The sequence below is a fragment of the [Acidovorax] ebreus TPSY genome, assembly GCF_000022305.1.
GTDB classification, from domain to species: domain Bacteria; phylum Pseudomonadota; class Gammaproteobacteria; order Burkholderiales; family Burkholderiaceae_C; genus Diaphorobacter; species Diaphorobacter nitroreducens.
In genome coordinates, this window is the sequence record NC_011992.1 from 1798638 (window position 1) to 1818415 (window position 19778).

17 protein-coding genes are annotated in these 19778 nt (G+C 68.0%); 8 read left to right on the forward strand and 9 right to left on the reverse strand.

Annotation, left to right across the window (positions count from 1 at the left end; translation table 11 throughout):
- Positions 1-111: 111 nt before the first annotated feature.
- Positions 112-1827 carry a Na/Pi cotransporter family protein gene (locus tag DTPSY_RS08515; RefSeq protein WP_015913240.1) on the reverse strand — a complete coding sequence of 572 codons (1716 nt, stop codon included), beginning with the start codon at positions 1825-1827 and terminating at the stop codon, positions 112-114.
- A gap of 279 nt (positions 1828-2106) precedes the next feature.
- Here DTPSY_RS08515 and DTPSY_RS08520 point away from each other — a divergent pair, with 279 nt between their 5' ends.
- Positions 2107-4599: an AI-2E family transporter gene (locus DTPSY_RS08520; protein ID WP_015913241.1), complete on the forward strand. Its 2493-nt coding sequence runs from the start codon at positions 2107-2109 to the stop codon at positions 4597-4599.
- 86 nt (positions 4600-4685) lie between these two features.
- Here the strand turns inward: DTPSY_RS08520 and upp are convergent, their stop codons facing one another.
- The 3 genes from upp to DTPSY_RS08535 form a co-directional block, all read right to left on the reverse strand.
- Positions 4686-5315: a uracil phosphoribosyltransferase gene (upp, locus tag DTPSY_RS08525; RefSeq protein WP_015913242.1), complete on the reverse strand. Its 630-nt coding sequence runs from the start codon at positions 5313-5315 to the stop codon at positions 4686-4688.
- Positions 5316-5437: 122 nt separating this feature from the next.
- A complete protein-coding gene (locus DTPSY_RS08530; protein WP_015913243.1) occupies positions 5438-6424 on the reverse strand; it encodes a threo-3-hydroxy-L-aspartate ammonia-lyase in 987 nt (328 codons plus the stop codon).
- Between the two features lie 170 nt (positions 6425-6594).
- Positions 6595-7437: an enoyl-CoA hydratase-related protein gene (locus DTPSY_RS08535; RefSeq protein WP_015913244.1), complete on the reverse strand. Its 843-nt coding sequence runs from the start codon at positions 7435-7437 to the stop codon at positions 6595-6597.
- 267 nt (positions 7438-7704) lie between these two features.
- On the opposite strand from DTPSY_RS08535, the gene DTPSY_RS08540 reads away from it, so the two are divergent.
- Positions 7705-8409, forward strand: a complete 705-nt coding sequence (locus DTPSY_RS08540; RefSeq protein WP_015913245.1) for a YebC/PmpR family DNA-binding transcriptional regulator — start codon at positions 7705-7707, stop codon at positions 8407-8409.
- A gap of 92 nt (positions 8410-8501) precedes the next feature.
- Here DTPSY_RS08540 and DTPSY_RS08545 read toward each other — a convergent pair whose 3' ends face one another.
- Entirely contained in the window at positions 8502-9203 is a 702-nt protein-coding gene (locus DTPSY_RS08545) for a glutathione binding-like protein (RefSeq protein WP_015913246.1), read from the reverse strand.
- Between the two features lie 72 nt (positions 9204-9275).
- A complete protein-coding gene (locus DTPSY_RS08550) occupies positions 9276-10784 on the reverse strand; it encodes a helicase HerA-like C-terminal domain-containing protein (protein ID WP_015913247.1) in 1509 nt (502 codons plus the stop codon).
- 70 nt (positions 10785-10854) lie between these two features.
- Here DTPSY_RS08550 and DTPSY_RS08555 point away from each other — a divergent pair, with 70 nt between their 5' ends.
- The 6 genes from DTPSY_RS08555 (at position 10855) to DTPSY_RS08580 (ending at position 16018) form a co-directional block, all read left to right on the forward strand.
- Entirely contained in the window at positions 10855-11574 is a 720-nt protein-coding gene (locus DTPSY_RS08555; protein ID WP_011805149.1) for a YebC/PmpR family DNA-binding transcriptional regulator, read from the forward strand.
- Positions 11575-11595: 21 nt separating this feature from the next.
- Positions 11596-12882 carry a phosphoribosylamine--glycine ligase gene (gene purD, locus DTPSY_RS08560; protein WP_015913248.1) on the forward strand — a complete coding sequence of 429 codons (1287 nt, stop codon included), beginning with the start codon at positions 11596-11598 and terminating at the stop codon, positions 12880-12882.
- Positions 12879-13898, forward strand: a complete 1020-nt coding sequence (gene hemF / locus DTPSY_RS08565) for an oxygen-dependent coproporphyrinogen oxidase (protein WP_015913249.1) — start codon at positions 12879-12881, stop codon at positions 13896-13898. Before purD ends, hemF begins: the two co-directional genes overlap by 4 nt.
- A gap of 170 nt (positions 13899-14068) precedes the next feature.
- Entirely contained in the window at positions 14069-14857 is a 789-nt protein-coding gene (gene rsfS / locus DTPSY_RS08570) for a ribosome silencing factor (protein WP_015913250.1), read from the forward strand.
- A 15-nt stretch (positions 14858-14872) separates the two neighbouring features.
- The gene (gene rlmH / locus DTPSY_RS08575; RefSeq protein WP_015913251.1) at positions 14873-15340 is read left to right on the forward strand and encodes a 23S rRNA (pseudouridine(1915)-N(3))-methyltransferase RlmH; all 468 of its coding nucleotides are present in this window, start codon (positions 14873-14875) and stop codon (positions 15338-15340) included.
- Positions 15341-15391: 51 nt separating this feature from the next.
- Entirely contained in the window at positions 15392-16018 is a 627-nt protein-coding gene (locus tag DTPSY_RS08580; protein ID WP_015913252.1) for a Maf family protein, read from the forward strand.
- A gap of 27 nt (positions 16019-16045) precedes the next feature.
- Here the strand turns inward: DTPSY_RS08580 and DTPSY_RS08585 are convergent, their stop codons facing one another.
- Genes DTPSY_RS08585 through nirJ form a run of 3 tightly spaced genes read right to left on the reverse strand, consistent with a single transcriptional unit; the run spans position 16046 to position 19777 of the window.
- Positions 16046-16810, reverse strand: coding sequence for a Crp/Fnr family transcriptional regulator (locus DTPSY_RS08585; RefSeq protein ID WP_011805155.1), 765 nt, complete (start codon positions 16808-16810; stop codon positions 16046-16048).
- Between the two features lie 53 nt (positions 16811-16863).
- Positions 16864-18564: a nitrite reductase gene (locus DTPSY_RS08590; RefSeq protein ID WP_015913253.1), complete on the reverse strand. Its 1701-nt coding sequence runs from the start codon at positions 18562-18564 to the stop codon at positions 16864-16866.
- Complete coding sequence (gene nirJ, locus DTPSY_RS08595) at positions 18557-19777, reverse strand: heme d1 biosynthesis radical SAM protein NirJ (protein WP_015913254.1); 1221 nt, start codon at positions 19775-19777, stop codon at positions 18557-18559. The genes DTPSY_RS08590 and nirJ overlap by 8 nt, the downstream gene beginning before the upstream one ends.
- Position 19778 lies beyond the last annotated feature (1 nt).

Sequence of the window (19778 nt, forward strand, 5' to 3'; positions counted from 1 at the left end):
CCGCTGGGAGTGCAGCCGTACGGGTGTGCTCGGATTGCTATGTTTTATATAGCGGATAGCGCAGTATGTAAGGGCGTTTCAGGCACTTTTTGCATGATCTACTCTCGCGGATCACTCGGCGCCGGGTGTGCCGCCTGTGGGGCCGTTGGCGGGCGGGGTGGGCTTGAGACGCGGCAGGGCCGCCAGATGCTGCGCGGCCTTGTGGGCCTGTTCCACGGCGCGGCGCAGGTCGCCCAGCAGGCCCGTCCACTCGTGCGCGGCCGTCACTTCCAGCAAGCCCTGGGCACCCGCGCGCAGCACGGCGGCCTTGGCGGCTTCGTACGCCGCGTCGAACACGGCGTGTGCGGTGTTCACCTGGTCCAGGTCGTGGGCCTTGGGATCAGCGGCAGCAAAGAAATCCAGCGCCGCGGTGAAGGCCAGGGGCAGTGCGGCCAGGGGGTGGCCTTCGGGCGTGGTGGGCGCCACCGTTGCGGGGTGTGTGACGCGCAGCGCCTGCTGGCCCACCTGGTGCATGACACGCGCCAGCGTGTCGTAGTAGCCCGCAATGCGCAGCAGCTCGGGCATCTGGTCGGCCACGTCGCGCGACAGCGGCTGGCGGCTCACGTCGCTCACAAACGCGCCCACCTGCTGCTGCAGCTGCTCCAGCGCCTGCAACTGGCGCGTGAGCTGGCTCGCGGCCTGTGCGCCGGCCGGTTGCCAGGGCAGGGCGACGGGCGCCATGCGGGTGGCATCCGACGCCAGCTGCAGTGCCAGGTGGCCTACGCGCGCCATCTCGCGGCGCAGCGCCTGCAGGGCCAGCGCGGGCACGGCGGCCACGTTGTGGTCCAGGAACTGCGCACGGGCCACGTCTTCGTCCGCCGAGCGAAAGCGTGCCAGCAGAAAGCGCGCGAGCGGCCCCGACAGCGGCCACATGAGCAGAACGCCCAGCAGGTTGAACGCGGTGTGGAAGATCACGAGCTGCGTCACTGCGTCTCCCTCACCCGTGAGCCATACGCCCAGGTGGTGGATGGCCGCGAGCAGGGGCGACAGCAGCGCCAGGGCCGCCGCGGCCGTCACCACGTTGAACAGCACGTGTGCCGCCGCCAGGCGCCGCGCGTTGGACGTGGCGTGGATGGCGGCCAGGATGCCCGTGAGCGTGGTGCCCACGTTGGCGCCGATGACCACGCCCGCGCCCACTTCCACCGCCAGCGAGCCGCCCGCCACGGCCGTCAGCACCACCGCCAGCGTGGCCGACGAGGCCTGCAGCACCACCGTCATGCCCAGGCCGATGAGCACTGCCAGCGCCAGGCCCGGCAGGTCGCTGGACAGCGGTGGCAGCGCCTGCGGACCCAGCCCGGTGAAGCCCTGGCGCAGCAGTTCGATACCCAGGAACAGCACGCCGAACCCCGCCACCGCCTGGCCCAGCGCCCCGCGCCGCGTGCCGCTGCCGGTGATTTGCAGCGCCATGCCGATGCCGATGAAGGGCAGCGCGAAGGCATCGGCCTTCACCGCAAAGCCTAGCCACGCCACGAGCCAGCCGGTGACCGATGAACCCAGATTGGAGCCGAACACCACCCACAGCGCGGAGCTGAAGTCCAGCAACCCCGCGTTGACGAAACCGATGGCCGCCACCGTCATGGCGGTGGACGATTGCACCAGCGCCGTGAGTGCCACTCCCGTCACCAGCCCGTGCAGCGGCGTGCGCGTCCAGGCGGCCAGGATGCGCTCCAGCGCGCGCCCGGCCGCCAGCTTGAGCCCGTCGGTCAGCATGGTCATGCCCAGCAGGAACAGGCCGATGCCGCCCAGCAGGGTGCCGGCGGCAATCAGGGGAGTGGCGGTGGCGGTCAAGGCGGCGGCGCGGTGGTTTTGTTCGGGTAGGCCGGTAGGTGCGTGCCGACGGGGCGGTGCGGCAGAGGCGCTTTTATTTTGATAGCTGCTCGCGCTTGCTGCAAGCGCGCTGGGGCTATTTTAGGTCATTGATCGGTAGGGCGGAGCGCCCTGCGGGCGGCGCGGTGCACGGCGTGCGCTGTCAGTCGTCCGCCCGCGTGCATTCTGTGGCGGCTGCCGCCTACAGGGGCGCGGGGCCGCGCAGCAGACAATACGCGCCGGAAACGACTTCGAGAAGCGATGCAAGGGGACAACGCCATGGGCAACAGCGGGCCGCAGGAGCCGACCGATTCCAGGCCGGCCAGGGATACGGGGGCGGCGCGCGGCGCCACCGCTTCGGGCTATCCGCCGCAGCGCACCGTGCACACCGCCACGGCCTTGGACGCCACGGTGCCCAGCCTGCGGTTCATGATCGGCCTGGTGATCGCGGCGCTGGTGGTCGCGGGCCTGTATTTCGGCCGCACGCTGCTGGTGCCGCTGGCATTGGCGTTCCTGCTGAGCTTCGTGCTGGAGCCGCTGGTGGCGCAGCTCAAGCGCATGGGCCTGCCGCGCCTGCCCTCGGTCATCGCGGTGGTGATGGCAATGCTGATGGTGCTGGGCGTGGGGGCGCTGTTCGTGGGTAACGAGGCGCGCGAGCTGAGCGCGCAGCTGCCCTCCTACCAGAGCACCATCCGCAAGAAGCTGCGCAGCCTGCGTCAGGAGTTGCGCGCGCCCGGCATGTTCGACGGCGCCAAGCGCACCTTCGACATCGTGCAGCGCGAGGTGGAGGCGGCCGCTCCCGCCTTGTCGGGTGCCACGCGCGCGCCGGCCGTGCAAAAGGTGCAGGTGCAGCCGCCCGTGCTGTCGCCCGCCAACCAGCTCATGGCCGCGCTCTCGGCGGTCAGTGGGCCGCTCACCCAGGCGGGCCTGGTGCTGGTGTTCGTGATCTTCATCCTGCTGGACCGTGTAGACCTGCGCGACCGCCTGCTGCGCCTGTGGGGGGGCAATCTGCACCGCGCCACCGATGCCATGGACGAGGCGGGCGACCGCATCACGCGCTACCTGACCATGCAACTGCTGGTGAACGTGACCTACGGCATTCCCATGGCGGCGGGCCTGTGGCTCATCGGCGTGCCCGGTGCCGTGCTGTGGGGGTCGCTGGCCGCGGTGATGCGCTTCGTGCCCTACCTGGGGCCGTTCATCGCTGCGGCGTTTCCGCTCACCCTCGCTTTCGCGGTGGACCCGGGCTGGGATCTGGTGCTGTGGACGCTCGGCCTCATCGTGCTGCTGGAACTGGTGAGCAACAACGTCATCGAGCCCTGGCTGTATGGGTCCAGCACCGGGCTGTCGGCGCTGTCGCTCATCGTGGCGGCCACCTTCTGGGCGGCGCTGTGGGGGCCGGTGGGGCTCATCATGTCCACGCCGCTCACCGTGTGCCTGCTGGTGATCGGCCGCTACCTGCCGCAGTTGGCCTTCCTGGAGGTGCTGCTGGGCAGCCGGCCGGTGCTGGACGAGCCCACGCGCATCTACCAGCGACTGCTGGCGGGCGACGCGGCGGAGGCCATCGAGCTGAGCACCACCCGCATCGAGGCCCTGAAGGGCGCCGTGCCCGCTTTCTACGGCCAGGTGGGCGTGCCCGTGCTGCGCATGGCCGTGGGTGACCATGCGCAGGTGGCCACGCCCGAGCACCGCCTGCGCCTGGTCGAAGGCATGGACGCGCTGCTGGACGAGTTGGAGGAGCAGTACCCGGTGCCCGACGCCGCTGCGCAAGAGCCGGTGGTGTGCCTGGGCGGCAAGTGGGAGGTAGACCTGTTCGCGGCGCGCATGCTGGCGCATGCGCTGTCGCTGCAGCATTGCCCGGCGCTGGCGCGCGTGGAGGGCGCCATGAGCGCCGAACATCTGGATGGCCTGGACCTGGACGCCGTGCGCGTGGTCTGCGTGGTGTGGCTCGCGCCCGAGCCCACCGCCGCCGCGCGGCACCTGTGCCGCAGGCTCAAGCGCCGCTGGCCGCATGTGCACATCGTGCTGGCGCTGTGGGGTGGGGTGCAGTCCCAGCCGCAGGACGAGCTGAGTGCCCAACTGGGCGCCGACGCGCTGGCGCTGTCGCTGGAGGAAACCCTGGCCCAGGTGGCGCAGCTGCAGGGCGCCAGCGTGGAAGGCGCCTACACCCCCGCGCCCATTCCCGCGGACGACGAGGCGCGCCTGCGCGCCCTGCAGGCCAGCGGCGTGCTCGACAGCCCCGCGCTGCAGCAGTTGTGCCAGCACACGGCCCAGCGCGCGGCCGACATCTTCGACGTACCGTTGGCGATGGTGTCGCTGGTGGATCGCGAGCGGCAGGTCACGCTGTGTGCGCACGGCCCGTTGGCGGCCGGCGGGGGGCAGGCCTGCTCGGCGGGTCAGGGCCTGCCGCGCGGCCTGTCGCTGTGCGGGCATGTGGTGGCGCGGCAGCGGTCGCTGGTGGTGCTCGACATTGCGCGGGATGCGCGCTTTGCCGGCAATCCGGCGCTGCGCGAGCAGGGTCTGCGCTTTTACGCGGGCGTTCCGCTGCGCGACGCGGCGGGCCATGCGCTGGGCACGCTGTGCCTGATGGACACCGCGCCGCGCGCGTTCGATGAGCGGGAAAAGCGGTTGCTGCAGGCCATGGCCAATGACCTCATGGCTGGCTGGCGCGACGCCCAGGCCGCGGGCGGCCCGGCGCTACCCGCGGGCCAGGCCGCGCCATCGGCCACGGTGGGTCAGGTGGTGCCGCAGTAGCCGACGTTGTCCGAAATCGTCCGAAATGGTCTGAAGTAGGAGCGACCGGCGCGGCCAGGGTCGGGGCAGCGCCTGTCGCCAGCGCGTTACTTGGTGCCGAAGATGCGGTCGCCCGCATCGCCCAGGCCGGGCAGTATGTAACCGTGGTCGTTGAGTTCGCGGTCGATGGCGGCGGTGTAGATGGGCACGTCGGGGTGGGCCTTTTGCAGCGTGGCCACGCCCTCGGGTGCAGCCAGCAGGCACACGAACTTGATCGAGCGCGGCTGCAGTTGCTTGAGGCGCGCGACGGCCGCGGCGGCGGAGTTGCCGGTGGCCAGCATCGGGTCCACGACGATGATGTCGCGCTCGGCCATCTCGGAGGGCATCTTGAAGTAGTACTCGACCGGCTGCAGCGTGTCCGGGTCGCGGTACAGGCCGATGTGGCCGATGCGCGCGCCCGGCACCACGTTGAGCATGCCGTCCAGGAAGCCGTTGCCCGCGCGCAGGATGGACACGAGCACGAGCTTCTTGCCGTCGATGACCTTGCCGGTCATGGTCTCCAGGGGGGTTTCGATCTGGATGTCCTGCAGCGGCATGTCGCGCGTGACTTCGTAAGCCATCAGGGTGGACAGCTCGCCCAGCAGGCGGCGGAAGCTGTTGGTGCTGGCGTCCTTCTTGCGCATCAGGGTCAGCTTGTGCTGTACCAGGGGGTGGTCGATGACGTGGACGTTGCTCATGGGCTGGTGCCTCTTATTGGGGTAGAAAAAAAGATCGGAGCCGGAATTTTGCACTCTGGCGCCAAGCCCCTGCGCGCGGGCAGCGCCGACGCACCGCCGGCCAGCGGCCCATCCGCCTCAGGTCAATCTGCCGACGCCGCGGTCAGCAGCTGTGCGTAGCGGGTCATGTCCACGTTGCCGCCGCTGATGACGACGCCCACGCGCTTGCCCTGCAGCCGCACGCCGCCATGGCACGCGCCCGCCAGTCCCAGCGCGCCCGTGGGCTCGACCACGATCTTCATGCGTTCGGCAAAGAAGTGCATCGCGCTCATGAGCTGCGCGTCGGTGGCGGTCACGATGTCAGAAACGCCGGCGTGGATGAGGGGGAAGGTGAGCGCGCCCAGTGCCTGCGTCTGCGCACCGTCGGCAATCGTCTGCGGTGTGTCGATGCGCACCACGTGGCCTGCGTTGAGGGACTGCTGTCCGTCGTTGCCGGTCTCGGGCTCCACGCCGACCACCTTGCACTGCGGCGCCAGTTCGCGGGCTGCCAGCAGGCAGCCCGACAGCAGGCCGCCGCCGCCCAGAGGCACGAACAGGTAGTCCAGGTGCGGCACGTCCTCGAACAGTTCCTTGGCCACCGTGCCCTGGCCGGCGATCACGTGGGCGTGGTCGAAGGGCGGAATCAGCGTCATGCCGCGCTCGGTGGCCAGGCGGCGGCTGATGGCCTCGCGGTCTTCGGTGAAGCGGTTGTAGGTGACCACCTCGGCGCCGTAGCCGCGCGTGGCGGCTATCTTTGCAAGCGGCGCATCCTCCGGCATGACGATGACTGCGGGAATTTCCAGCAGCCGCGCCGACAGCGCGATGGCCTGTGCATGGTTGCCCGACGAGAACGCGATCACGCCGCGCTGGCGCTGCGCCTCGCTGAACTGCACCAGTGCGTTGAACGCGCCGCGGAACTTGAACGCGCCCATGCGCTGCAGGTTCTCGCACTTGAAGAACACCTGCGCGCCGAGCAGCACATCCAACGTGCTGGAACTCAGCACCGGCGTGCGGTGTGCCATGCCCTTGAGGCGATGGGCCGCTTCGGCAACGTCGTCGTAGGTGGGCAGCGGAGGGCGCGGCAGGTGCATGGCTGTGGGCGAACGCTGGTGAATGGAAACGCGGCGCGGTGCCGCGCCGCAGGCGGGTTGCCGCATCATAGCCCGACACCCGGCGGTATATGCCTCGATTGGCCTGCAACGCCCTTGCAGCAAGCGCGCCCAGCTATCAACTTTGAAACCGGGGCCGCGCGGCGCGTGCGTCAGCCGAGTTCGCTGAAGCGCTTGAGCGGCGCCAGCGCCGGGAAGTCGCCCGCGCGCTTGGCCTGCATGGCGGAGACGGCCTCGCCCACGTGGCGGTTGCTCCAGATGGCACCCTGCAGCCAGCCCATCTGGCGCAGGCTGTCGTGTACGCCGTGGTCCCGCGCATAGCGCACGGCCTGTTTGGTGCCCCAGACGGCCACCGGAGGCTTGGTGGCAATCTCGTTCGCGCAGGCCAGGGCGCCGGCCACCAGCGCTTCGTGCGAGTCGAACAGCTGCGTGACCAGTCCGCATTCCAGGGCGCGCTCGGCCGGCAGGCGGCGGCCGGTGTAGGCGAGCTCGTTCAGCAGGCCCAGCGGCATGAGTTTGGGCAGGCGCTGCAGGCTGCCCACGTCGGCCACCATGCCGATGTTGATCTCCTGGATGCAGAAGAAGGCATCGCGCGTGGCATAGCGGATGCAGGCGGCCGCCACCATGTCCAGCGCGCCACCGATGCAGCCGCCGTGGATGGCCGCGATCACGGGGATGCGCAGCTCCTCGATGCGCGTGAAGGTGGCCTGCATGTCCGTCAGCAGGTCGAACACGGCGGCGCGCCCCTCGGGGCTGCGGTCGTCCAGCGTGATCGCGCCGCCGAAGGTCTCCAGCGCCATGCCCGCGCTGAAGTGCTTGCCCGTGCTGCTGATGACCAGCGCGCGCGCATCGCCGCCGCGGTGCAGGTCGGCTAGCACGGCGTCCAGCTCGCGCCAGAACTGCGGGTGCATGGTGTTCATGGCCTCGGGGCGGTTCAGCACCAGGTGGGCCACGTGGTCGGTGACGGTGAGGGTGAAGCAGGTGAGGGTGTTCATGGCACGACTGTAGGAGTGGCCGGCGGGCCGGGGCGTCGCTTGCGCGACGGTGCGGCGGTCATCGGGCACAGAGCGAAATCGGCCTGCAGCGCTTGTAGAGCAAGCGCAGGCAGCTATTTGATGCATAGCAAAGAAGCGCCATCTCGCGCGGCGCCGCCGGCAGGCGCCCCTCTGTCGCGGTCCAGCCGGTCTGGCGGCGAGGTATACACTTTGCCGCTGCGGCGCAGGCCGCATTTTTTGTTGGCTCCAAGCAAAGGAATCGCAGCCATGGGCGCGCAATGGAAGGCAAAGGGCAAGGCGCTGGTCGCCGATGCCAAGGGCAGGCTTTTTGGGAAGCTGGTCAAGGAAATCATCGTCGCCGCGCGCGCGGGGGCCGACCCGGCCGGCAATTCGCGCCTGCGCCTGGCCATCGAGGCGGCGCGCAAGGCGTCCATGCCCAAGGACACGCTGGAGCGTGCCATCAAGAAGGGTTCGGGCGTGGGGGGTGACGCGGTGAACTACGAGCGCGTGATCTACGAGGGCTTTGCCCCGCACCAGGTGCCGGTGATGGTGGAGTGCCTGACCGACAACGTGAACCGCACGGCGCCCGAGATGCGCGTGTGCTTTCGCAAGGGGCAGATGAGCGCCGTGGCCTGGGACTTCGACCACGTGGGCATGATCGAGGGCGAGCCCGAGCAAGCCGGCGCCGACGCGGAGTTGGCCGCCATCGAGGCCGGTGCCCAGGACTTCGAGCCCGGCGAGGAAGAGGGCCAGACCCTGTTCCTGACCGACCCCTCGGACCTGGACGCGGTGGCCAAGGCATTGCCGGGCTTCGGCTTCAAGGTGCTGTCGGTCAAGCTGGGCTATAAGGCCAAGAACCCGGTGAGCATGGCCAGCCTTTCGCCCGAGGCGCAGGAGGAAGTGCAGGCCTTCCTGGCGGGCATCGAGAACAACGACGACGTGCAGAACGTGTTCGTGGGGCTCGTGGACTGATGCACGCGATGCACCGTGCCGCCGAGGCCCCCGTCCACCCACGAAAAAGCCGCTGAACAGCGGCTTTTTTTCATGGGCGCCTCGGTGCTTGGTTAGCGGCGCACCGTGCCGGCGTCCTGGCCGAAGAGGATCTTCTTGGCCGCCTCGTCCACCGTGGGCGCGGTATTGATGGCCTGTGCCAGCGCGTAGGCGCGGCCGGTGGCGGGCCGTGCCTGGATGCGCTCGAACCAGGCCCGCAGGTGCGGGAAATCCGCCAGGTCCTGGCGCTGCCTCTCATGCGGCACGATCCAGGGATAGCAGGCCATGTCGGCAATGGAATAGTCCCCTGCGATGTAGTCGCGCCCGTCGGCCAGGTGCTTGTCCAGCACGCCGTACAGGCGCGCGGTTTCCTTCACGTAGCGGTCGATGGCGTAGGGCACCGGCTCAGGCGCGTATTGCGTGAAGTGGTGGTTCTGCCCGGCCATGGGCCCCAGGCCGCCCATTTGCCAGAACAGCCACTGCAGCGCCTCGTTGCGCCCGCGCAGGTCCTGCGGGATGAACCGGCCGGTCTTGTCGGCCAGGTACAGCAGGATGGCGCCGGACTCGAACACCGACAGCGGCGCGCCGCCATCCGCGGGCGCCTGGTCCACGATGGCGGGGATGCGGTTGTTGGGCGCGATGCGCAGGAAGTCCGGCGCGAACTGCTCGCCCCGGCCGATGTTCACCGAGTGCACGCGGTAGGGCAGGCCGCTTTCTTCCAGGAAGAGGGTGATCTTGTGGCCGTTGGGCGTGGTCCAGTAGTACAGGTCGATCATTGAATGCTCCTTAAATAATAGCTGTTAGCGCTTGATAGTAGAGCGCCGGAGCTGAATTTGGCTTGGAACGCCTCAACGCTTCCTACCGCCGAAGATGCCGCCCAGCACGCCGCGCAGTATTTCCTTGCCCAGGCTGGTGCCCATGGTGCGTACGGCCGACTTGGCCATGGTCTGCACCAGGCCGTCGCGCTTGCCGCCGCGCGGCCCGGTGCTGCCGAACAGCACGTCGTTCAGGCCGCCCATGAGGCCGCTGTCGCCCTGTGCCGTGCCGTTGCCGGGGGCGCTGGGGGCGTTGCTGGCAGCCTGCTCGGCGCGGCCGCGCAGCTTCTCGTAGGCAGATTCGCGGTCCACGGCCTGCTCGTAGGTGCCCGCGACGAGCGATCCGCCGATGAGTGCGCGGCGCTGCACGTCGGTGATGGGGCCGATCTGGCTGCCGGGCGGCAGCACGTACACGCGCTCGGTCTCGCTGGGGCGGCCCTTGGCGTCGAGAAAGCTCACCAGCGCCTCGCCCACGGCCAGCTCGGTGATGGCGGCCTCGATGTCCAGGCCCGCCTTGGGGCGCATGGTGGTGGCCGTGGCCTTCACGGCCTTCTGGTCGCGCGGGGTGAAGGCGCGCAGCGCGTGCTGCACGCGGTTGCCCAGCTGGGCCAGCACGCTGTCGGGGATGTCCAGCGGGTTCTGGGTGACGAAATACACGCCGACCCCTTTGGAACGCACCAAGCGCACCACCAGTTCGATACGCTCCACGAGCACCTTGGGCGCCTCGTTGAACAGCAGGTGGGCTTCGTCGAAGAAGAACACCAGCTTGGGCTTTTCGGGGTCGCCGATCTCGGGCAGTTGTTCGAACAGCTCCGACAGCATCCACAGAAGGAACGTGGCGTACAGGCGCGGCGAATTCATGAGCTTGTCGGCCGCCAGGATGTTGACCACGCCGCGCCCGTCCACGGTCTGCATGAAGTCCTGGATGTTGAGCATGGGCTCGCCAAAGAACTGGTCGCCGCCCTGCGTCTCGATCTGCAGCAGCCCGCGCTGGATGGCGCCCACGCTGGCCGTGGAGATGTTGCCGTACTCGGTGGTGAACTCCTTGGCGTTGTCGCCCACGTAGGTGAGCATGGCGCGCAGGTCCTTCAGGTCCAGCAGCAGCAGGCCGTTGTCGTCCGCGATCTTGAACACCAGGTTCAGCACGCCCAGCTGGGTTTCGTTCAGGTTCAGCATGCGCCCCAGCAAGAGCGGCCCCATGTCCGAGATGGTGGCGCGCACGGGGTGGCCCTGCGTGCCGAACACATCCCACAGCGTGGTGGGGCAGGCCGTGGGCTCGGGCGCGGCCAAGCCGCGGTCGGCCAGCGTCTTGCCCAGCTTCTCGCCAATGCTGCCCTTCTGGCTGATGCCGGTGAGATCGCCCTTCACGTCGGCCATGAACACCGGCACGCCGATGCGCGAGAACTGCTCGGCCAGCGTCTGCAGCGTCACGGTCTTGCCGGTGCCGGTGGCGCCGGTGATCAGGCCGTGCCGGTTGGCCAGGCCCGGCAGCAGGTGGCATTGCGTGGAATCACGCTGTGCAATCAGGAGAGGTTCGGACATGGCGGTAGTGATGGGGTGAGTCAAAAGTAAAATCGCGGCCGCAAGATTAAATCAATCAAAGGACGCTGCAGTGGCAGGACACAGTAAATGGGCCAACATCCAGCACCGCAAGGGGCGCCAGGATGAAAAGCGCGGAAAGATCTGGACCCGCATCATTCGTGAAATCACCGTCGCGGCGCGCACGGGCGGCGGCGACCCCTCGGCCAACCCGCGTCTGCGCCTGGCCATCGACAAGGCCAAGGCCGCCAACATGCCGGCCGACCGCATCAAGTACAACATCGACAAGGCCTCGGGCACGCTGGAAGGCGTGAGCTACGAGGAAATCCGCTACGAGGGCTACGGCATCGGCGGCGCCGCGATCATCGTGGACACCATGACCGACAACCGCGTGCGCACCGTGGCTGAAGTGCGCCACGCCTTCAGCAAGTACGGCGGCAACATGGGCACGGAAGGCTCCGTGGCCTTTCAGTTCAAGAACGTGGGCCAGATCATCTTCGCCCCCGGCACCAGCGAGGACAAGGTCATGGAAGTGGCCCTGGAGGCGGGCGCCGAGGACGTGATCACCGATGATGAGGGCGCCATCGAGGTGCTGACCGCGCCCGGCGATTTCGAGGCGGTGCGCGATGCGCTGGGGGCTGCGGGCCTTCAGCCGGAGGTGGCCGAGGTCACCATGCGCCCCGAGAACACCATCGCCCTGGAGGGCGACGATGTCGCGCGCATGCAAAAGCTCCTGGACATGATCGAAGACCTCGACGATGTGCAAGAGGTCTACCACAACGCAGAGCTCTAGGAACTTGAGCACCGACACCCTATGAAAATCCTAGTCATTGGCGGCGGCGGCCGGGAACACGCACTGGCCTGGAAGCTGAGCCAGTCCCCCAAGACCTCCAAGGTGTACGTGGCGCCCGGCAACGGCGGCACGGCGCTGTCGCCAAAGTATGAGAACGTGCCCATCAGCGACGTGACGGCCCTGCGCGAGTGGGCGCAGGCGCAGAAGATCGCACTCACCGTGGTCGGCCCCGAGGCACCGCTGGCCGCTGGCGTGGTGGACGAGTTCCGTACCCACGGCCTGCGCATCTTCGGCCCCACGCAGGCTGCCGCGCAACTGGAAAGCTCCAAGGCCTTCTCCAAGGCCTTCATGAAGCGCCACGGCATCCCCACGGCCGAGTACGAGACCTTCACCGACCCGCAGGCCGCGCATGCCTACGTGAACCGTCTGGGCGCACCCATCGTCATCAAGGCCGACGGCCTGGCGGCGGGCAAGGGCGTAGTGGTAGCCATGACGCTGCAGGAGGCCCACGACGCCGTGGACTTCATGCTGGTGGACAACAAGTACGGCGTGGCCCACAACGAAGGCGGCGCCCGCGTGGTGATCGAGCAGTTCCTCGAAGGTGAGGAAGCCTCGTTCATCGTGCTGTGCGACGGCAAGAACGTCCTGGCGCTGGCCACCAGCCAGGACCACAAGCGCCTGAAGGATGGCGACCAAGGCCCCAACACCGGTGGCATGGGCGCGTATTCGCCTGCGCCGGTGGTCACGGCCGATGTGCATGCGCGCGCCATGCGCGAGGTGATCCTACCCACCATCCGTGGCATGGAAAAAGACGGCATCCCCTACACGGGCTTTCTGTATGCCGGCCTGATGATCGACGCGACGGGCCATCCCAAAACGTTGGAGTTCAACTGCCGCATGGGCGACCCCGAGACACAGCCCATCCTCATGCGCCTCAAGAGCGACCTGGTGGAGGTGCTGGGGGCGGCCGTGGACGGCAAGCTCGACCAGGTGGAACTGCAATGGGATCGCCGCACGGCGCTGGGCGTGGTGATGGCTGCCCAGGGCTATCCCGAGAACCCGCGCAAGGGCGACGCCATCACCGGCCTGCCGCAGGACGCGGACGACGCCATGGTCTTCCACGCCGGCACACAGCTCGTGGACGGCGTGGTGCGGACCAGTGGCGGGCGCGTGCTGTGCGTGACGGCGCTGGCCGACAGCGTCAAGCAGGCACAGCAGCGCGTGTATGACGTGGCGCGCGGCATTCACTTTGACGGCGCGCAGTACCGCCACGACATTGGCCACCGCGCGGTGAAGGCCAACGGATGACCACACAAAAACCCACCTTCAACACGGCGGACACCGTGGCCCGCGTGCGCGGCTATCTGGAGGGCCTGCAGGCGCGCATCACCAGCGCGCTGGAGGACATCGAGGGGCCGCAAAGCCACGGCGGGGCGCGCTTTCGGTCCGATGCCTGGCGGCGCGAAAGCGGCTCTGCACTGCAGGGCGACGGCATCACGCGCATCCTGGAAGGTGGGCGCGTGTTCGAGCGCGCGGGCTGCGGCTTCTCGCATGTGAGCGGGCCGCGTCTGCCGCCCTCGGCCACGCAGCACCGGCCGGAGCTGGCGGGTGCGCCGTTCGAGGCCATGGGCGTGTCGCTGGTGTTTCACCCGCGCAACCCCTATGTGCCCACGGTGCACATGAACGTGCGCATGATCGCAGCCGGCACAGGTGCGGCCGGCACAGGTGCGGCCGGCACAGGTGCGGCCGGCACAGAAGCGGCAGGTCAGGCAGGCCAGGGCCCCATCTGCTGGTTCGGCGGCGGCATGGACCTCACGCCGTACTACGGTTTCGACGAGGATGCGGTGCACTTTCACCGTGCCTGCCGCGATGCGCTCGCACCCTTCGGCGAAGGCCTGTACCCGCGCTTCAAGACCTGGTGCGACGAGTACTTCTACCTTAAGCACCGCAATGAGCAGCGCGGCGTGGGCGGCATCTTCTTTGACGACTTCGCGGAGCTGGGCTTCGAGCAGAGCCTGGCCATGACGCAGAGCGTGGGCGATGCCTTCCTGGGCGCTTACCTGCCCATCGTGCAGCGGCGCATGCACATGGACCATGGCGAGCGCGAACGCGAGTTCCAGCTCTACCGGCGTGGCCGCTATGTGGAGTTCAACCTGGTGTGGGACCGCGGCACGCACTTCGGCCTGCAGTCGGGTGGGCGCACGGAATCCATCCTGCTGTCCATGCCGCCGCTGGCGGCCTGGTCCTACCAGCGCGAGCCGCAGCCGGGCTCGCCCGAGGCGCTGTTGACCGAGCGCTTTCTGCAGCGCCGCGACTGGATCTGAGTGTGTGAGCGCGGGTAACTATAATTTCAATAGCTGCCTGCGCTTGATCATCAAGCGCCAGACCCGTTTTTGATATCTGAAACATGCCCTGACAACCGCTCCGCGCCCCCCTTGGCCGTGGCGGTGCTTGCAGGCTATATTGATTCCATTCCTTCACTGAAGACCACCTGATGACCACTTCCAGCAAATCGGAAACCGCCGCCAAGAAAGACGTCACCAAGCTCCAGCGCGCCATCGTCGATGGCCTGGAAGACGTCAAGGCGCAAGACATCCAGGTCTTCAACACCGAGCATCTCTCGCCGCTGTTCGAGCGCGTGGTCGTCGCCACCGGCAGCTCCAACCGCCAGACCAAGGCGCTGGCGGCCAGCGTGCGCGACGCCGTGCGCAAGGCCGGGTTCCCCAAGCCGCGCAGCGAGGGCGAGGACAACGGCGAATGGATCATCGTGGACTGCGGCCAGGCCGTGGTGCACGTCATGCAGCCCGCCATCCGCCAGTACTACCGGCTGGAGGAGATCTGGGGCGAGAAGCCCGTGCGCCTGAAGCTGGGCGCTGCCAAGCCGCGCAAGATCATGGCCTCGGAAGGCGACGACGAGGCACCCGCGCGCAAGCCGGCCGCCAAGAAGGCCGCAGCTGGCCAGAAGCCGGCCAAGGCGGCAGCTCCCGCGGCGGCCAAACCGGCAGCGAAATCCGCAGTGAAGACCGCATCCAAGCCCGCTGGCAAGGCACAGAAGGCACCGGTCAAGGCCGCATCCAAACCCGCAGCGAAGAAGACCACGGCAAAGCCCGTGGCGGCGAAGAAGCCAGCTGTCAAGAACGCGGTGAAGACCGTCGTGGTGAACAAGCCTGTGGCCAAGAAGGCACCCGCCAAGGCCGCCGCTACCACCACGGCACGCAAGCCGGTCGCCAAATCCACCGGCAAGGCTGTTGCGAAGAAGGCCCCCGCACGCAAGAAGGCCTAAGCCTTTCGCTGACCCATGAAGCTGCTGATCGTGGCCGTGGGCCAGCGGGTTCCCGACTGGGCGCAGACGGCCTATGACGACTATGCCAAGCGATTCCCGCCCGAGCTGAAGGTCGAGCTCAAGGCCGTCAAGACCGAGCCGCGCGGCTCCAAGACGCTGGAGACGCTCTATGCTGCCGAGCGCGAGCGTATCGAAGCGGCCATCCCGCGTGGCACGCGTGTGGTGGTGCTGGACGAGCGGGGCACGAGTCTCACCACCAAGGCCCTGGCCCAGCGGCTGAAGGACTGGCAGCTCGGGGGGGATGATGTGGCCCTGGTGATCGGCGGTCCCGATGGGCTGGAGCCTGCGTTTCGGCAGGCCGCGCATGAGCGCATCCGCCTGTCGGACCTGACGCTGCCGCATGCCATGGTGCGCGTGTTGCTTATCGAGCAGCTCTACCGTGCTTGGTCGGTGAATGCCGGGCACCCGTACCATCGCGAATAACTTCAGATTTGATAGCTGCTCGCGCTTGCTGGTCGGGCGCTGGAGGCACATTTGACTCAAGAAAACCGCTTCATCTACCTGGCCTCCCAGAGCCCGCGGCGCCGCCAGTTGCTGGAGCAGCTGGGGGTGCGCCATGAGCTGCTGCTGCCCAACGCGGCGGGGGACGAGGCCGAGGATGCCGAGGCCATTGAAGCCGTGCTGCCTGGTGAGGCGCCCACGACCTATGTCGAGCGGGTGACGGGGCTCAAGCTGGACGCTGCCGTGGTGCGCCATGCGCGGCGCGGGCTGTCGCCAGCGCCCATTCTGTGCTCCGACACCACCGTGGCCCTGGGGCGCACCATCTACGGCAAGCCCGAGGATGCGCACGACGCGGTGCGTATGCTGGGGGAGTTGGCGGGGCATGAACACCGCGTATTGACGGCCGTCGCGCTGCAGGTGGGTCCCCGACGCCTTACGGCGCTGTCAGTCTCGCGCGTGCGCTTTGCGCCCATGTCGCCGGCGCAGATCCAGGACTACGTGGCGACGGGCGAGCCGCTGGGCAAGGCGGGCGCCTATGCGATCCAGGGGCGCGCCGCCGCCTATGTGGAGCACCTGTCGGGCAGTTACTCCGGCATCATGGGCCTGCCCATGTATGAGACGGCGCGCCTGTTGCGCGCGGCGGGCGTGCTGGCCGTCTAGGCGCAGCCTGTCAGGCCCGGAGCCTGGTTACATCGGGTATTTGGCCAGGCGCGCCGTATCCGGGATGTGGATGTCGCGCTTGTCGATGTGGATCAGGCCGGCGGCCTCCAGGTCGTGCAGTACGCGAGAGAAATACTCGGGCGTGATCGACAGCCGCGAAGCGATGGTGGCCTTGCTCACCGGCAGCGAGATGCTGCGCGCGCTGGCTGGCGGTGCGGGAGCAACGGACTGCAGTGCCGCGCGGGCCGGGCATTGCGGAGGCACAGGCGCGGTAGGGGGATGAGGCGCGTCCTCGGGCAGGGCGTGCAGCAGGTAGCCGATCACGCGCTGCGCGCCGTTGTGCAGCGTATAGGTCTGCACGTCATGCACCAGGCCGTGCAGGCGGCGCGAGATGCCGGCGAGCATGCGCATGGCAAAGCGCGGCTCGTTCTCGATCTCGCGCACCACGGCCGCCTTGCCTACAGAGAGCAGCAGGGTATCGGTCAGGGCCTGGGCGTTCACGATATAGGGACGATCAGTAAACATCAGCGCCTCGGCGAAGCTGATGCCGGGGCCGGCAAGCTCGATCACCTTCTCCTGCCCCGCTGGCGACAGTGCAAACAGCTTCACCTGCCCCATTACGGTGACGTGGAATTCCTCGCAGGGCATGCCAACGCTGAACACCATCTCGCCGCGCGCATAGCGGCGTAGCCGGCAACCCGTGCCCAGGCGTTCCAGCTCCTGGGGTGCCATTTCCTGGAACAGGGGCAGCGCCGCAAGGTAGCGCGGTATGTCGAAGTGCGCGATGTCCATGCGCGCATTACAGGGGAGACCCCTAGGTTTTGACTTGATCTATCTCAAATCGTTCAGTGCGATGTGCCCTCACTGCGGGTGATCTTGTTCCAGACGTTGTATTTCCCCACGGGCTTTTTCATGGGCAGGCGCTTGACTTCCTTGAAGGTGGCGGCGTCGTAGACCACCAGTGCGCCGTCCATTTCCCAGACACTGGCGAGGGCGTAGCGGCCATCGCGGGTGAACTCGATGTGCGCCAGCGTCTTGCCGGGCTCGCGCACCTGGGCCACCGGCTGCAGCGTGCGCTTGTCGATGATGGTCAGAGTGTCCTTGGCCGTGGGGCTCATCATGGAGTCGGTCCAGGCGTAGGGCGTGTCCTCATGGCTGCGCATGAAGAAACCCGGGCCGGGCGTGGCGATGGTGCGTACCGTCTTCCAGGTCTGCATGTCGATGACGTCCACGGCCCCGCCGCCCAGGTTGGGGCTGGCCAGCACAGTGGTGTCGCCCCAGGCGAAGGTGATGCCCGAGCCCAGGTGCGGCATGCCGGCGATGGGCAGATCGGCCACCTTGCGCCGGATGTCCAGGTTTACGACCTGCGCGCTTGCGCGTTCGTCGGCGCCACTGCGCGGGCGCGTGGCGCCGAGTACGTGGCGGTAGGACTGGTCGAAGAAGAAGTCGTCCAGCGGCTCGCTCAGGGGGGTGCGCCGCACGCCCAGGTAGCCGGGCTTGGCGATGGCCTCTCCCATCTTGTAGTCGTGCACCAGACCATCGTAGATGGGGGCCGCGTTCCGGTCGTACGAGATTTCCCAGAGCTCGGGGATGTCCTTGAGCGCCACCACAAAGCTCTTGCGCGGCGTGGCGTCGTACACGGCCGAAACGCGTGAACTCGCCTTGCCGTCGAGCGTGGCTGCGGCGTATGTCTGCACGAGGTTCAGATCGGCATCGAACAGCGCCAGCGTGTGGGGCAGGTAGTTGGCGGCCATCACCCAGCGCCCGTCGCCGCTCACGGCCACGTTGCGCATGTTCAGGCCCGCGCGCACCTCGGCCACCACGCGCAGGCGCCACAGGTCGTATTTGGTGATCCAGCCGTCGCGCGAACCGAAGAACACGTAGCGCCCGTCCGGCGTGAACTTGGGGCCGCCATGCAGCGCATAGCGGCTGGCAAAGCGCGTGATGACCTCGAAGCGGTCGCCGTCGAGCAGCGAGACATGGTGGTCGCCTCCTTCCACGACGAGGAAGAGGTTCATCGGGTCTGCGTTCCACTTCGGCTTGGCGGGCTCATCGTCGGGCATGGGCGTGAACGTGCGTGACGCCCGGATATCGTCCTCGCCCCAGCGCGGCGCGGGCACCACGGGGGTACGTACCCACGCGGCCAGGGCGCGAATCTCCGCGTCGCCCAACTGCTCGGAGAACCCGGGCATCTGGGTGGCGGGGCGCCCTTGCTGGATGACGCGCAACACCTCGGCGGGGCGCACACGCTCCAGGCTCTCGGGCAGCAGCGCGGGGCCCATGATGCCGGTGCGCTGCGCGCCGTGGCATACAGCGCAGTGCTGCTGGTACAGGGCGGGGGCGTTGGGCTGGAGGGCTTCGGTGGTTTGGGCGTGCAGGCCCGCGAGCCAGAACAGACCCAAGGCCGCCAGATAACGGCTCGGTCCAGACCAGCGGCTGCCGCGCAAGGGCCGCTTCGCCGCGTCGGTGTCCACCTTTTTCGCGATAGCGCAGAGAAGGGGGAAGCGGCGTAGCCGCTCAGGGAAAGGTATTTCTAGTTTACGCATGGGCAATCTCGATCGTGCGACGGCGCTCATGCTTGGCAGGGGATTCGAAGGGCGTGCTGGATGCGCCCACTTCGGCATCGGTGAGGTAGCAGCCGGGGTCCTCGAACCAGGGGTTGCCCGTGAGCTGCTGTGCGCGCACGCGGGTGTTGCCATTGCAGATCGTGAGGTACTGGCAACCGGCGCAGCGGCCCTGGACAGGGCGCGGGTGCTGCTTGAGCCCCGCCATGAGCGGGTCGCTGATGTCGTTCCAGATCTGCGAGAAGGGGCGTTCGCGCACGCTGCCCAGGTCGTGGTGCCACCACATGGTGTCGGGGTGCACATGGCCCAGATTGTCGATATTGGCCACCATCTGGCCGCTGGCATTGCCGCCCCAGGCCACCAGGCGCTGGCGCAAGGCGTCTTCCCATTGCGGCAGGTGCTCGCGCGCCCATTGCAGTAAATAGGGGCCGTCGGCATCGTTGTTGCCGCTCACGTAGTCGTCCAGGCTGCCGGCCTGGGCATCGGCCCAGGCGTGGTTGAACAGCAGGTCCATGGCCTGGCGTGTGGCCTGGTGGTGCGCGTCCTTGTCGCGGTGGATGTTGCCACGCCCCGCGTAGTTCAGGTGCGAGAAGTAGAACTTGTTGGCGCCCTCGTCCTTCATGAGCTGCAGCAGTGCGGGCAGATCGTGTGCATTCAGCGCTGTCATGGTGAAGCGCAGGCCCACCTTGACGTTGTGCGTGGCCAGGTGGCGGATGGCGGCCAGGCTGCGGTCGAACGCACCGTCCAGACGGCGGAACTTGTCGTGCGTGGGCTTCAGGCCATCCAGGCTGATGCCCACGTAGTCGAAGCCTGCGCCAGCGATGCGCGCGGCCATGGGCGCGTCGATCAGCGTGCCGTTGGTCGAAAGGCCGGTGTAGAAGCCCAGGTCACGCGCGCGCGCCGCGATCTCGAAGAGGTCGGGGCGCAGCAGTGGCTCGCCGCCCGAGAGGATGAGCGCAGGCACGCCGAAGGCCTTGAGGTCGTCCATGACGGTGTACACCTCTTGCAACGACAGCTCTCCAGCGTAGTCGTGGTCGGCCGAGAGCGCGTAGCAGTGCTTGCAGGTGAGGTTGCAGCGCCGGATCAGGTTCCAGATGACCACGGGGCCGCGCGCGTGCCGTTCGCGCGAAGTGGGGTAGGTTCCGGTGGCTTGGGCCTGGGCGAGTTCACGCAGGTACTGGCTGATGCGAAACATG

What these genes read in the sequence shown, in the direction of transcription:
- DTPSY_RS08530 (WP_015913243.1), bottom strand. Translation starts at nt 6,424, where the DNA reads ATGCACCTGCCGCGCCCTCCGCTGCCCACCTACGACGACGTTGCCGAA.
- hemF (WP_015913249.1), top strand. Translation starts at nt 12,879, where the DNA reads ATGACCACACAAAAACCCACCTTCAACACGGCGGACACCGTGGCCCGC.
- rsfS (WP_015913250.1), top strand. Translation starts at nt 14,069, where the DNA reads ATGACCACTTCCAGCAAATCGGAAACCGCCGCCAAGAAAGACGTCACC.
- DTPSY_RS08545 (WP_015913246.1), bottom strand. Translation starts at nt 9,203, where the DNA reads ATGATCGACCTGTACTACTGGACCACGCCCAACGGCCACAAGATCACC.
- DTPSY_RS08540 (WP_015913245.1), top strand. Translation starts at nt 7,705, where the DNA reads ATGGGCGCGCAATGGAAGGCAAAGGGCAAGGCGCTGGTCGCCGATGCC.
- purD (WP_015913248.1), top strand. Translation starts at nt 11,596, where the DNA reads ATGAAAATCCTAGTCATTGGCGGCGGCGGCCGGGAACACGCACTGGCC.
- DTPSY_RS08520 (WP_015913241.1), top strand. Translation starts at nt 2,107, where the DNA reads ATGCAAGGGGACAACGCCATGGGCAACAGCGGGCCGCAGGAGCCGACC.
- DTPSY_RS08590 (WP_015913253.1), bottom strand. Translation starts at nt 18,564, where the DNA reads ATGCGTAAACTAGAAATACCTTTCCCTGAGCGGCTACGCCGCTTCCCC.
- rlmH (WP_015913251.1), top strand. Translation starts at nt 14,873, where the DNA reads ATGAAGCTGCTGATCGTGGCCGTGGGCCAGCGGGTTCCCGACTGGGCG.
- DTPSY_RS08550 (WP_015913247.1), bottom strand. Translation starts at nt 10,784, where the DNA reads ATGTCCGAACCTCTCCTGATTGCACAGCGTGATTCCACGCAATGCCAC.
- DTPSY_RS08535 (WP_015913244.1), bottom strand. Translation starts at nt 7,437, where the DNA reads ATGAACACCCTCACCTGCTTCACCCTCACCGTCACCGACCACGTGGCC.
- nirJ (WP_015913254.1), bottom strand. Translation starts at nt 19,777, where the DNA reads ATGTTTCGCATCAGCCAGTACCTGCGTGAACTCGCCCAGGCCCAAGCC.
- DTPSY_RS08585 (WP_011805155.1), bottom strand. Translation starts at nt 16,810, where the DNA reads ATGGACATCGCGCACTTCGACATACCGCGCTACCTTGCGGCGCTGCCC.
- upp (WP_015913242.1), bottom strand. Translation starts at nt 5,315, where the DNA reads ATGAGCAACGTCCACGTCATCGACCACCCCCTGGTACAGCACAAGCTG.